The sequence below is a fragment of the Streptomyces sp. NPDC050560 genome, assembly GCF_044457285.1.
In the GTDB taxonomy this organism is placed as follows: Bacteria; Actinomycetota; Actinomycetes; order Streptomycetales; family Streptomycetaceae; genus Streptomyces.
This window is the reverse complement of record NZ_JBITGT010000002.1, coordinates 334,940-347,348: the sequence shown is the minus strand read 5'-3', so window position 1 is coordinate 347,348 and position 12,409 is coordinate 334,940. Positions and strand designations below refer to the sequence as shown.

Annotated in this window: 10 protein-coding genes and 1 pseudogene; 2 read left to right on the top strand and 9 right to left on the bottom strand. The window is 73.9% G+C overall.

The genetic code is table 11. From position 1 onward, the window contains the following. Positions 1 to 33 precede the first annotated feature (33 nt). From ACIBIW_RS06255 to ACIBIW_RS06240, 4 genes are all read right to left on the bottom strand, one after another. Positions 34 to 870 (bottom strand): SRPBCC family protein, encoded by an 837-nt coding sequence (locus tag ACIBIW_RS06255; protein WP_399332495.1) that lies wholly within the window; start codon positions 868 to 870, stop codon positions 34 to 36. Positions 871 to 946: 76 nt separating this feature from the next. Beyond that, positions 947 to 2,470: a polyamine aminopropyltransferase gene (locus tag ACIBIW_RS06250; protein ID WP_399332493.1), complete on the bottom strand. Its 1,524-nt coding sequence runs from the start codon at positions 2,468 to 2,470 to the stop codon at positions 947 to 949. Between the two features lie 548 nt (positions 2,471 to 3,018). Continuing rightward, a complete protein-coding gene (locus ACIBIW_RS06245; RefSeq protein WP_399332491.1) occupies positions 3,019 to 3,528 on the bottom strand; it encodes a DUF2617 family protein in 510 nt (169 codons plus the stop codon). A gap of 540 nt (positions 3,529 to 4,068) precedes the next feature. Further along, positions 4,069 to 4,434, bottom strand: a complete 366-nt coding sequence (locus tag ACIBIW_RS06240) for a hypothetical protein (protein WP_399332490.1) — start codon at positions 4,432 to 4,434, stop codon at positions 4,069 to 4,071. A 258-nt stretch (positions 4,435 to 4,692) separates the two neighbouring features. Between ACIBIW_RS06240 and ACIBIW_RS06235 the strand changes: the two genes are divergently transcribed. After that, on the top strand, positions 4,693 to 5,907 hold the full coding sequence (locus ACIBIW_RS06235) for a pyridoxal phosphate-dependent aminotransferase (RefSeq protein WP_399332488.1): 1,215 nt from the start codon (positions 4,693 to 4,695) through the stop codon (positions 5,905 to 5,907). A 13-nt stretch (positions 5,908 to 5,920) separates the two neighbouring features. Here ACIBIW_RS06235 and ACIBIW_RS06230 read toward each other — a convergent pair whose 3' ends face one another. Next, entirely contained in the window at positions 5,921 to 6,058 is a 138-nt protein-coding gene (locus ACIBIW_RS06230; protein ID WP_399332486.1) for a hypothetical protein, read from the bottom strand. Between the two features lie 103 nt (positions 6,059 to 6,161). Further along, entirely contained in the window at positions 6,162 to 6,515 is a 354-nt protein-coding gene (locus ACIBIW_RS06225) for a prevent-host-death family protein (RefSeq protein ID WP_399332484.1), read from the bottom strand. A 267-nt stretch (positions 6,516 to 6,782) separates the two neighbouring features. Here ACIBIW_RS06225 and ACIBIW_RS06220 point away from each other — a divergent pair, with 267 nt between their 5' ends. Next, a complete protein-coding gene (locus ACIBIW_RS06220) occupies positions 6,783 to 7,970 on the top strand; it encodes a S1 family peptidase (protein WP_399332483.1) in 1,188 nt (395 codons plus the stop codon). Positions 7,971 to 8,069: 99 nt separating this feature from the next. Here ACIBIW_RS06220 and ACIBIW_RS06215 read toward each other — a convergent pair whose 3' ends face one another. The 3 genes and pseudogenes from ACIBIW_RS06215 to clpB all read right to left on the bottom strand — a co-directional run. Next, complete coding sequence (locus ACIBIW_RS06215; protein WP_399332481.1) at positions 8,070 to 8,828, bottom strand: vWA domain-containing protein; 759 nt, start codon at positions 8,826 to 8,828, stop codon at positions 8,070 to 8,072. A 189-nt stretch (positions 8,829 to 9,017) separates the two neighbouring features. After that, the gene (locus ACIBIW_RS06210) at positions 9,018 to 9,557 is read right to left on the bottom strand and encodes a YbjN domain-containing protein (protein ID WP_399332479.1); all 540 of its coding nucleotides are present in this window, start codon (positions 9,555 to 9,557) and stop codon (positions 9,018 to 9,020) included. A gap of 210 nt (positions 9,558 to 9,767) precedes the next feature. After that, positions 9,768 to 12,356, bottom strand: a pseudogene (gene clpB, locus ACIBIW_RS06205) (ATP-dependent chaperone ClpB); the annotation flags it as partial. Positions 12,357 to 12,409 lie beyond the last annotated feature (53 nt).

The window sequence follows — 12,409 nt, the reverse complement described above, 5'->3', positions numbered from 1 at the left end:
GGCGGCCGCCCGGTGCGTCGCGGGCGGCGCGGGTCAGCGGCGCCTGCGCAGCGCCCGGCTGATCACCACGGCGGAGGCGAAGGCGACCACCGCGGCGGGCGCCGCCCAGCGCAGCGCGGCGGAGGCGGTGAGACCGCCCGCGGCGGGCTGGGGCGCGTAACGGCCGCGCGGCGGCGCGTGGTCGACCTCCTCGGCGCTGCGCCCGATCATGGTCCGGCGGGCGTGCGCGGCCTCGGCGGGCGGCTCGCCGCCGTATCCGAGCGCGCTGCCGTCCTCGGACACGGCGGCGGGTGTCATGGGCTCGTCCTCGCCGCCGAAGGGCGCGTCGTCGTCGAACGCGCCGTCCTCGGGGACGGAGTCCCCCGGGTCCGCCAAGTCCCCGGCGCCGGGCGCCTCCGGCGCCTCCGGTGTCCGCGGCTCCCCCGGTGCCGCGGGGTCGGCCGGTGCCACCGCCGCCAGCTCCTCGCCGAACTTCCGCAGCACCCGGCGCCCGGCGGTGGCGGCCACCGAGGGGTCGAGGTCCGCGAGGCGGCCGTCGCCGGTGGCGGTGCCGGTGAACGTCAGCAGCGTGCCGCCCTCGGCCGGGGCGAGCCGCAGCGTGAGCGCGGCGGTGACGCGCCCCTCGCCGCGGGCCTCCACGCCCTCGGCCGCGACGGTATACGCGCCGCCGTCGCCCGGCACCACGCTCAGCGTGCCCCGGTAGGTGATCGAACCACCGCCGACCCGCACCTTGAGCCGCCCCGCGAGCCCGGGCCCGGCCTCGCCCGCATCGCGCTGGAGCCCGGGAACCGCCCGGGCGACCAGCGCGGGATCGGCGAGCGCCTGCCGCACGGCCGCCTGCGTCGCCGGAACGAACACCTCGTACTCCATGGTGAACGAGCCTACCCACGCCCGCCCTGGACGCACCCGCGCCGCTCAGGGGTTTGTACGCACCGGCGCCGCGCGGTCACCCGCCGTAGCGCGGGTGGACCAGGGTGGAGGGCGCCGGGGGCGGCCCGGAGGGCCGTGCCACGGTGTGCGCCTGCGGGGGCAGCCGCGGCGTGCTGACGCCCGCGAGCAGCCCGTCCCTGGAGCCCACGCGGTAGGGGACGGTGCGCAGCCCCGCGGCGCGCAGGGTCGACTCGGCGGTCCAGAACGCCCGGCCGCCCGCGCCGCCGTCCTCGACGCGCACCACGAACCGCCCGCCGGGCGCGAGCACCCTCGCCACCAGGCCGTAGAACTCGCGCGAGTAGTACTTCGTACTGCCGGTGAGCGAGGGGGCGGGCAGATCGGACACGACGACGTCGTAGGGGGTGCCGGCGCCGTCGCGCCGGTCGCGGCGCAGCCGCTGGAAGGCGTCGCCGACGCTCACCCGGACGCGTGGGTCGTCGTACACATGCCCGTTGAGGGCGCTGAGCGCCGCGTCGGTACGGGCGAGCCGCACGACGTCCGCCTCCGACGTCAGCACGTCGACCCGGCGCACCGAGGGGTCGCGCAGCGCCTCGGCCGCGGCGAGCCCGTCGCTGCCGCCGAGCACGAGGACGCGGGTGTCGGGGCCGCGCAGCGCGGGGGCGACGAGGGCGCGGTGCAGGGCGGGTTCCTCGCTGCCGCGCAGCGAGAGCCGCCCGTCGAGGTAGAGGTCGGGGGGCGTGCCCGCGCCGCCGGTGAGGATGGCCTCCCGGCCCTCGGTGGTGACGGCCACGCGTATGTCGCCGCCGTACAGGGCGCGGCGCGCGGCCCGTTCGAAGTCGTCGACGTGGCAGGCGGTGGCGGCGAGGACGCCGAGGACCGCGACGTTGCTGGTGATGAGCAGCCAGCGGGAGCGGCGGCCCAGGTCCCAGCGGAAGAGGCCGAGCACGAGTATCCCGCCGGCCAGCGCGTTCACGGCGCCGGTGAGCAGGGAGCCGGTGAACTGGCCGAGGCGCGGCAGCAGCAGGAAGGGGAAGGCGAGCCCGCCGATGAGGGCGCCGACGTAGTCGGCGGCGAACAGGTCGGCGACGGCGCCGCCCGCGTCCTGCCGCCGCACCCGCTGGATGAGCACCATCAGCAGCGGCACCTCGGCGCCGATGAGTATGCCGATGACGAGCGAGAAGAACACGAGGAGCCAGACGGAGCCCCTGTCGCCCGCCCAGCCGGTCCAGGCGAAGGCGGCGTAGAGGGCCATGGCGCTGAGCCCGCCGACGAGTCCGAGCGCGCTCTCCACGGCGGCGAACCCGCCCGCGGCCCGCCAGCGCAGCCGCTTGGCGGCGAGCGAGCCCGCGCCCATGGCGAACACCATGACGGACAGCACGACGGAGGTCTGGGTGACCGTGTCGCCCATCAAGTACGAGGCGAGCGCGACGAGTTGCAGTTCGTACACGAGTCCGCAGGCGGCGCAGACGAACACGGCGGCGAGCACCAGAACGCGGGCCGTCCCCGGGTGTACGGGCAGCCGCGCGGCGCCGCATCCGGACCTCACGACGTAGGGCGAAGCGGTGCGTTGCTCGATCACCCAGCGAACGGTACGTGACGACGTGATCTCGTCAAGCCACGAGTTCACCTTTTCGGGGGAGACGGCATCGGGGCGGCCCGATCACCCCCGGGAACCCCTCCGGACGTCCGAGCGAGCGTTCACCCGCGCGCCCGACGGCGGCCCCGGGGGGACCGGGCGGGCCCGGCGGCAACGGGTGGCAACGGGCGGCCGGGGCGCCCGCGGGCTCCGCGGAAGCACACGGCGGCCCGGCGGGCTCCGGCGCGCCGGGCGCACGGCAGCGGTGGCGGGCGCGCGTCCCGTCCGGGCGCCCGTGGGCGCCCGGCGGGCGCGGGCTCGGGAGACGGCAGGGGGATCAGGGGTTACAGGGGAGTCAGGGGTTACAGGGGAGTCAGGGGTTGCAGAGGAGTCAGGGGTGCTGGGGACATGTGGGGTGCGTGGGGCGTGTGGGATGTGGGCGTGGGTGCTGCCGCCGGGGCGCGGGGGTGAAGTCCGCGCCCCGGCGGGGCGGTTGCGGCCGCCGCCGGGCGAGCGGCGCCCGCGCGGGGAACGGGTCGGACCCGGCGTCGTTACCGGGGCCTGCCTCCGACCCTGGTGCGGGTGGCGACGAGCTGTCCTTCCTGGGGGTAGGCGTGCCAGGTCCGCCAGTGGACGTGCTCGTCCACCCGCTGGGCCAGCATGGCGGTGAAGGCGTGCGGGCTGCCGGGGAAGACCCCCGCCAGGCCGTTGGGATGGTCGGTGACCAGGGCGATCAGTTCCTGCGCGCGTCCGGCGAACTGGCCGGGGGACAACGTCTCGACACAGGCGGCGAACTCGTACTCCCACTCGCCCAACCGCTTGGCGACGCCGAGCGGCAGCGAGGTGCTGCTGCCCGGGATGCAGGCGACGGTCTCGGAGCAGACGCCGCGCGCCTCTTCGAGCAGTACCTGGTGGGAGGCGCCCAGCAGTCTCAACTGCATCTTGGCGCCCGAGAGTTCGAGGTCGAGTGTGGCGAGCGCGGGCAGTGGCTCGCGCCCCAGGGCCCACGCGAGGTCCGTTGCACGCGTGTCGGTGTACGAGGTGTTCAGGGTCGTGAGCATGGGTCGGCTCCGCTAGCACGCGATGAAGGTGAAACCGGCCCCGCGGCGGGACTCCACGCAGCTGAGCCCAGCCGTCCCGGGTCCTGCCGGGAGCGGAACTCCCGCCTGGCGGATGCCCGATGCCTCCGGGCGGGCGGGCGCCGCCCGCTGATCCACCCGGAACCATCAGATACCCCCCTGGCGGCGGGCGTCCGGTGACCGGCTCGCGGCCCACCAATGCCCGAGGGCCGCATTGACGGATAAAAGGGAATCATGAACGGAGGTGTCGCCACAGCGGTTTTACCCAACTTACCCAGGTTTCCATCCCCCCGAGGGCCAAGCAGTTCAAACGTTCAACCACGGCTCGGGAACCCCGGGGCGCCCGGCGCACCCCGCTCAACAGCGAAGCGCCCGCCGGGGTTTCGCCCCGGCGGGCGCCTTTCGCGAGCGATGGACCCGGCAGGCTCCCCCCTGCCCCCGGGCCCCGGGCCATGCCGTCCGGCGACCGCGCGTGCGCGGTGCTCCGGATGACACGGCCCCGGCGGGGTCGGCTGCCCCGTGTCAGCCGCCTCCGCCGCAGCTCCCACCACCCCCGCAGGAGGAGCTGCCGCCACCGCACGACGAGTGGCCCCCGCCGCACGCGTGGCCGCCGTGTGAACCCCCGTGGTCGGAGCCCCCGTGATGGTGCGAGCCCCCGTGGTGCGAACCGCCTTCCGAGCCTCCGTACACGGCGCCGCCCCCGGCCCACCAGCTCCCGCCGGACCCGGACCGGCCCGCCGCGCTCCGGTACGGGCGGCGGCTCGCCGACATCGTGTACGGACGTGTGGTGACAGGCTCCCGGCTCTTCCTCGACTCCCTGACGGCGACGATCACCGCCACGACGAGGACCGCGAGCACGATGGCCAGAATGATGACGAACCAGGCCATGCCCCCACCTCCTTTCCTTCCCCCGTCCGGCGGCCGCGGCCGCCGGTGCTTCCCCCGTCACCGGCCCGACGCTCGGGGCCGGCCATCCGCGGCCCCGCCCCCCGGCGGGCTCCGCGAACGCTTCCCGGGTCCCTGTCCGGCGCCGCAGGACTCGCTCACTCCGGCGCCGGACTCCCCGTGTGTCAGGGGCATGCCCCGGCCGCCGCGGGGCCAAAGCAGAGTTGAGGAAGTCCAGAGGTTGGGCACAGGATGAGGAGCATGACCCCTTCCGGAGACACCGCCGTCGCGGGTGGCCGCCCGCTGCTCAACCGCAGGCTGGCCGAGTTCGGCACCACGATCTTCGCGGAGATGTCCGCGCTCGCGGTGCGCACCGGCGCCATCAACCTCGGCCAGGGCTTCCCCGACACCGACGGCCCCGAGGAGATCAGGGAGGCGGCGGTGCGCGCGCTGCGCGAGGGCCGTGGCAACCAGTACCCACCGGGCCCCGGCATCCCGGAGCTGCGCCGCGCGGTCGCGGACCACCAGCGGCACTGGTACGGGCTGTCGTACGACCCCCACACCGAGGTGCTGGTCACCGCGGGCGCCACGGAGGCGATCGCGGCGGCGCTGCTCGCGCTGGTGGAGCCGGGGGACGAGGTCGTCGCCCTGGAGCCGTACTACGACTCGTACGCGGCGAGCATCGCGATGGCGGGCGGCAGCAGGGTGCCGGTGACGCTGCGGCCCGAGGGCGAGCCGGGGCGGCGCACGTTCCGCCTCGACCTCGACGAGCTGCGCCGCGCGCTCACCCCCCGCACCCGTCTGCTGCTGATCAACACCCCGCACAATCCGACCGGTACGGTCCTCACCCGCGAGGAACTGACCGAGATCGCCCGGCTCGCCGTCGAACGCGATCTGCTGGTCGTCACGGACGAGGTCTACGAGCACCTGGTCTACGACGACGCGGAGCACATCCCGCTCGCCACCTTCCCCGGCATGCGCGAGCGCACGGTCAGCATCGGCTCGGCCGGCAAGACGTTCTCGTTCACGGGGTGGAAGGTCGGCTGGGTCACCTCGTCGCCCGCGCTGGTCACCGCCGTCCGCTCGGCGAAGCAGTTCCTGACCTACGTCAGCTCGGGCCCCTTCCAGTACGCGGCCGCCGAGGCGCTGCGGCTGCCCGACGCGTACTTCACGGCGCTGCGCACCGGCCTCCAGGCCCGCCGCGACCTGCTCGCCGAGGGCCTGACCGACGCGGGCTTCGAGGTCCACCGCCCCACCGGCACGTACTTCATCACCACCGACATCACCCCCCTGACCCCCCAGCACGCGGCCGACTTCTGCCGCGCCCTCCCGGAACGCTGCGGCGTGGTCGCGGTCCCCAACTCGGTCTTCTACGACCACGAGGAGGCAGGCCGCAGCCAGGTACGCTTCACATTCTGCAAACGCGAGGACGTACTGCGCGAGGCGGTGTCCCGGCTGGGGCGGGTGGGGGCGTGAGGGGGCGCCCGGCCTACTCGGTGTCCTCCGGGTGCCGCGGGGAGGCGTGGACCAGGATCACCGTGAGCGTCTCGGGGCTGACCAGGTAGCGGACCGGCCAGCAGGGGTCCGTGCGCAGTGCGTCGAGACAGCGGTGGGCGTTCGGTGACACCGCGCGGCACAGCTCCTCCCGGCCCGACACCGCCTCCGTCGTGTGAAGACGACGTTCCAGCCGGTCAGCGGCGGGACGCTGACCCGGTCCCCCTTCTTCGGGCTCACGACGGCATCTCGACCTGGCCGAGGGGCTCGCCGTCGAGGGGGCGGTGGGCGTCGGCGAGTTGTTCCGGATCGGCGTTCACGCGGGCCGTGGCGCGCCAGGAGACGACCACGCGGTGCACGGCCTCGCCCGCGCCCAACTCCGCGGCGTCGGAGAGCGCTTCGAGGAGTTCGACCGTGAACCCCCTGACCTCCTCGTCGTCGAGGTGCCGTACCCACGGGAACACCTCGGGGAGCGCGAACAGCAGGGACCGGGCGCCGTCGTCCCGCTTCATCAGGGCGAGGAAGAGGCGGGACGCGGTGGTCAGGTTCTCCTCCGCGTGCTCCGCGCGCGCGGCCGTCGTCAGCACCATGTCCGGCGCGTCCCGGAACGCACCCCTCCCCCACCCCCCGCCCGCCAGATCCCACCCCTCTTGCGACCGATATGTGATGTTGACGTGTGCATGGTGGGACCGGGACCCTCTGAGGGCACGTCCCGTACCGACCCCCCACCCCCATGCGGCCGGGACGGCGCCGCCCGGCACGGTGCCGTGGTGTCGGGTGCCACCACGTGGCACGGCGCGCCGCGCTCCCCGGTCCGGCTCCGTCGGCCCGTCCGCGGGCAGCGAAGGAGCGTGACCATGCGTACCAAGACCCCGTCCGGCAGATCCCGCATAGCCTGGGGAACCTCCCTCCTACTCGCCGCGGCGGCGGGCCTGATGGGCCTCGCGCCCGCCTCGTCGGCCGACGCCCCCGACGCCCCCGCCGCACAGGACCGCCTCTCGCCAGGACTGGTCGAGGCCCTGCGCCACGACCTCGGGCTCACCCCCGCCCAGGCCACCGCCCGGCTGCACGCGGAGGCCGACGCCACCGCCGTCGCCCCCGCCGCGCAGAAGGCCGCGGGCGACGCTTACGGCGGCTCCTGGTTCGACGCGAAGAGCGGCAGGCTCGTCGTCGCCGTCACCGAGGACTCCGCCGCGGGCGCGGTCCACGACGCCGGCGCGGACACCGTGCGCGTGGCCCACACCCAGGACGCGCTGGCCGGCGCCCAGTCCCTGCTCGACCGCCGGGCCAAGACCGCCAAGGTGCCCGCGGCGGTACACGGCTGGCATATCGACACCCGCAAGAACGTCCTCGTCGCCGATGTCGCCGCGGGCGCCGAGAAGAGCGCGGCGGTCACCGGCTTCCTGGCCCCCGCACAGCGCACCGGCCTCCTCGACCTGCACACCACCGACGACCCCGCGCCGAGCACCGTCGCCGCGGGCACCGTGGGCGGCGACCCGTACTACATCAACGGCAACGTCCGCTGCTCCATCGGCTTCTCGGTGGTCGGCGGCTTCGTCAGCGCCGGGCACTGCGGCTCCCCCGGCGCCAGCGTCACCGGCTGGGACGGCTCCGCCATGGGCTCGTTCGCGGGCTCCTCGTTCCCCGGCAACGACTACTCGTACATCACCATCGGCAACGGCTGGTGGACCGAGCCCGTGGTCCTCGGCTGGGGCACCGTCTCCGACGTGCTGGTGCGCGGCCACGCGGTGGCGCCCGTCGGCACCTCGATCTGCCGCTCCGGGTCCACCACCCACTGGCACTGCGGCACCGTGCAGTCCCTGAACGACACCGTCAACTACGCCGAGGGCTCGGTGTCCCAGCTCACCGGCACCAGTGTCTGCGCGGAACCGGGCGACTCCGGCGGCTCGTTCATCGCGGGCGACCAGGCGCAGGGCGTCACCTCGGGCACCACGGGCAACTGCACCAGCGGCGGCCGCACCTGGTTCCAGCCCGTCAACGAGATCCTCAACACCTACGGGCTGACGCTGGTCACCTCCTCCTGACCACCGCTGCCCCGACCCGCCGCGCCGCGCGGACGGCCATGTCCGCGCGGCCCGGCGGCCAGCGCCCGGCGGCCAGGACCGCCTCGGGCCCGACCGGCCTCAGGCGCGGACGATGCCCGCCGCGCGTGCCGCCGCGAGCCACTGCGGGTACTCGCCGAGCAGCCGGTCGTAGAGGGCGGCGTCGGAGTGCGCGCCGGGCTCGACGCCCGCCGCGAAGAAGCCCGCGTTGTCCACGACGCGGCGCCCCGGCACCGGAAGCTCGTCGAGCCGCCGCAGGAAGCGGAACTCGTCGTCGCCGAAGCCGACGAACTGCCAGAACAGCGGCAGCCGCGCCGCCTCGCACAGCACCCGCTCGGCCGCCGCCTTCGAGGTGGGCGCCCCGTCGGTCTGGAAGACCACGAACGCCGGGTCCTTCGCGCCCGACTTCTGGTAGTGCGCGATGACCGCCTCCATCGCCAGGTGGTAGTTGGTGCGGCCCATGTGCCCCAGGGAGTCGTGCAGCGGGCCGACGCGGCCCTGGTAGTCGTCGAGCCCGATGTCGGCGACACCGTCCACGTCCGTGGAGAAGAAGACGACCGGCACCACGCCGTCGTCGTCGAGGTTGGCCGCGAGCGCGAGGGTCTGCTCGGCGAGCCGCTGCACCGTGCCGTCGCGGTAGTAGCGCCGCATGCTGCCCGAGCGGTCGAGCACGAGGTAGACCGCCGCGCGCTCGCCCGCCACCGCGTGCTTGGTGAGGGAGACCGCGGCCGTCTTGTAGAGGCTGACGAGGCCGGGGGCGCGCCGCTCGACCTGCTCGGCGCCGATGGCCGCCGCCGCGGCCTTTTCCGGTATGGGTCTCTTACGGTAGTCAATCGCCATGAGCCGGGATTCTGCCCCCACGGGGCCGCCCGTACCACCGCCCCGGCAGGGTCCTCGTACGGCGGCCGGGGCGCACGCGGCAGCGGCGGGGGCGCGCGACGCCGCGCCGCGCGCCCACGACACGGCGAAGCCCGGCGCCCACCCCTCCTACGGGGGTGCGGGCCGGGCCTGCGTGGTGGCGGGGGTGCCTCAGGCGTCCCCGTCGGGCTTCTCCTCGTCGGACGACGCGTCGTCGAGGTCCTTGTCGAGGCCGAACTGCTCCACCAGCCAGCGGTCGAACTCGATCGCCGCGCGCACCCAGCTCACCGTGGACGACACGAAGTGCTCAAGGGCGACCCCGGTGCCCACCAGCATCTGGGCCTCGCCGATGAAGCGGACGGTGCCGTCGTCGTGGGTGTGGCTGTACACCTTCGGCCACAGGGTGCGGCGGTTCCAGTCGTCGACCGCCTCAAGGAGCTGCGCCTTGTCCTCGATCTTGTGCGGCCGGTCGTAGAACGTACGGACCGAGAAGACCTGCTGGTCGTTCTCGCCGCGGAACATGAAGTACGTACGGAACTTCTCCCACGGCGCCGCGATGTCACCCTCGTCGTCGACGACGTACTTCAGCTCCATCTGGTCGAGGAGCTGCTTCACGAGGTCCTGGTCGGGGATGACGGGGCCCACAGGGCCCTGGGGCTCGGGCTCTGGCTTGCCCCCGAAGCTAGGAATCGAGGACGGGTCGATGCTCACCGTGTATTTCCCTTCGTACGGATTCCGCCATCCTCCACCATGGCGGGCGGGGGGCCGCAACCCCCGCCCGCCATGGTTTGCCCATCGTGGCGCGTTTCCGCCTCAGGAGGTCTTCTCCAGGCTCGGGCCCCCGGCGGCGCCGGTGCCGTCCCCGCCTTCCCCAGGGCCTTCGCCGGGGCCTCCCCCTGCGCCTTCGCCCGGCCCCTCGTCGCGGCCCCCCGCGGGGCCCACGAGCAGGCCGTCGCCGAAGGTGTCGACGCGTACCGTGTCGCCGTCCCTGACCTCGCCCGACAGGATCTCCTTGGCGAGCCGGTCGCCGATGGCGGTCTGCACCAGGCGGCGCAGCGGGCGCGCCCCGTACGCCGGGTCGTTGCCCTCGTCGGCGAGCCAGGCCAGCGCCCCGTCGCTGATCTCCAGCTTCAGGCGCCGCTCGGCGAGCCGCTCGGACAGCCGGTCGATCTGGAGCCGCGCGATACGGCTCAGCTCGTCCTTGCTGAGCGCCGAGAACACCACCAGGTCGTCGAGGCGGTTCAGGAACTCCGGCTTGAAGGACGCCCGTACCACTTCGAGGACCTGCTCCCGCTTCTCCTCCTCGGTGCTCAGCGGGTCCACCAGGAACTGGCTGCCGAGGTTGGAGGTGAGCACCAGGATGGTGTTGCGGAAGTCCACCGTGCGGCCCTGGCCGTCGGTGAGGCGGCCGTCGTCGAGCACCTGGAGCAGGATGTCGAAGACCTCGGCGTGCGCCTTCTCCACCTCGTCGAGCAGGATCACCGAGTACGGGCGCCTGCGCACCGCCTCGGTGAGCTGGCCGCCCTCCTCGTAGCCGACGTAGCCGGGGGGCGCGCCGACCAGCCTGGCGACGCTGTGCTTCTCGCTGTACTCGCTCATGTCGATGCGGACCATCGCCCGCTCGTCGTCGAAGAGGAAGTCGGCGAGCGCCTTCGCCAGCTCCGTCTTGCCGACGCCGGTCGGGCCGAGGAAGAGGAAGGAGCCGGTGGGGCGGTCGGGGTCGGCGATCCCCGCCCTGGTGCGGCGCACGGCGTCGGAGACCGCGCGCACGGCCTCCGTCTGGCCGATCAGCCTGCGGCCGATCTCGTCCTCCATCCGCAGCAGCTTCTGCGTCTCGCCCTCCAGCAGCCGCCCCGCGGGGATGCCGGTCCAGGAGCCGACCACGTCCGCGATGTCGTCGGGGCCGACCTCCTCCTTGACCATGGTGTCGCGCGCGGCCTCCTCCTCGGCCCTCGACGCCTCCTCCAGGTCGCGTTCGAGCCCGGGCAGCTCGCCGTAGAGCAGCTTGGACGCGGTGTCGAAGTCGCCGTCGCGCTGGGCGCGCTCGGCGCGGCCGCGCAGCTCGTCCAGCTTCTCCTTCAGCTCGCCGACCTCGTTGAGCGACTTCTTCTCCTTCTCCCAGCGCGCGGTCAGGCCCCGCAGCTCCTCCTCCTTGTCGGCGAGGTCGCGGCGCAGCCGCTCAAGGCGCTCGCGGCTCGCGGAGTCGGTGTCCTTGCCGATCGCCAGCTCCTCCATGCGCAGCCGGTCGACGGCGCGCTGGAGCTCGTCGATCTCCACAGGGGACGAGTCGATCTCCATGCGCAGCCGGGACGCGGACTCGTCGACGAGGTCGATGGCCTTGTCGGGCAGGAAGCGGGAGGTGATGTAGCGGTCGGAGAGGGTGGCGGCGGCCACCAGCGCGCCGTCCGCGATCTGCACCTTGTGGTGCGCCTCGTAGCGCCCCTTGAGGCCGCGCAGGATCGCGATGGTGTCCTCCACCGTGGGCTCGGCGACCAGCACCTGCTGGAAGCGGCGCTCCAGGGCGGCGTCCTTCTCGATGCGCTCGCGGTACTCGTCCAAGGTGGTGGCGCCGACCATGCGCAGCTCGCCGCGGGCGAGCATGGGCTTGAGCATGTTGCCCGCGTCCATCGAGGAGTCGCCGCCGGCGCCCGCGCCGACGACCGTGTGCAGCTCGTCGATGAAGGTGATGACCTGGCCTTCGCTGTCCTTGATCTCGGCGAGCACCGTCTTCAGGCGCTCCTCGAACTCGCCGCGGTACTTGGCACCTGCCACCATCGCGCCCAGGTCGAGGGAGACCAGGCGCTTGTCCTTCAGGGACTCGGGCACGTCGCCCTTGACGATGCGCTGCGCCAGGCCCTCGACGACGGCGGTCTTGCCGACGCCGGGCTCGCCGATGAGCACCGGGTTGTTCTTCGTACGGCGCGAGAGGACCTGCACCACGCGCCTGATCTCCTGGTCCCGGCCGATGACCGGGTCGAGCTTGCCCTCGCGGGCGGCGGCCGTGAAGTCCGTGCCGAACTTCTCCAGCGCTTTGTACTGTCCCTCCGGGTCGGCGGTTGTCACCCGGCGTCCTCCCCTGATCCGCTGGAATGACTCCAGCAGCCTCTTCGCTGTGGCGCCGTGCCGCGTCAGCAGCTCGGCGGTCCTGCCCCCCTTGGCGGCGGCCCCGATGAGCAGGTGTTCCGTGGACAGGTACGCGTCGCCGAGGTCCTTGGCGCGGGCCGCGGCGTCGGCCACCACGGACAGCATCTCGCGGTCGGGCTGCGGCGGTGCGACGGTGGACCCGGTGACGCTGGGCAGCGCGGCGACGGTCTTCTCCACGTCGGCGCGCAGCGCGCTCTCGTCGGCGCCGACGTCCGCCAGCAGGTCCATGATGTTCTCGTTGTCCTGGCCCTCAAGCAGCGCCAGCAGCAGATGCGCCGTCGTGAGGTCGGGATTGCCCTCCGCGACCGCGCGTTCGGTCGCCGCGTTGATGGCGTCCCGGCTCCTGTTGGTCAGCTCGGCGTCCACGGTTCTCCTCCCGGTCCCTTCTCTCCCTGGTCCCCGCGCTCCGGGGTGCGCCG

What these genes read in the sequence shown, in the direction of transcription:
- ACIBIW_RS06255 (WP_399332495.1), bottom strand. Translation starts at nt 870, where the DNA reads ATGGAGTACGAGGTGTTCGTTCCGGCGACGCAGGCGGCCGTGCGGCAG.
- ACIBIW_RS06245 (WP_399332491.1), bottom strand. Translation starts at nt 3,528, where the DNA reads ATGCTCACGACCCTGAACACCTCGTACACCGACACGCGTGCAACGGAC.
- ACIBIW_RS06240 (WP_399332490.1), bottom strand. Translation starts at nt 4,434, where the DNA reads ATGGCCTGGTTCGTCATCATTCTGGCCATCGTGCTCGCGGTCCTCGTC.
- ACIBIW_RS06235 (WP_399332488.1), top strand. Translation starts at nt 4,693, where the DNA reads ATGACCCCTTCCGGAGACACCGCCGTCGCGGGTGGCCGCCCGCTGCTC.
- ACIBIW_RS06225 (WP_399332484.1), bottom strand. Translation starts at nt 6,515, where the DNA reads ATGGTGCTGACGACGGCCGCGCGCGCGGAGCACGCGGAGGAGAACCTG.
- ACIBIW_RS06220 (WP_399332483.1), top strand. Translation starts at nt 6,783, where the DNA reads ATGCGTACCAAGACCCCGTCCGGCAGATCCCGCATAGCCTGGGGAACC.
- ACIBIW_RS06215 (WP_399332481.1), bottom strand. Translation starts at nt 8,828, where the DNA reads ATGGCGATTGACTACCGTAAGAGACCCATACCGGAAAAGGCCGCGGCG.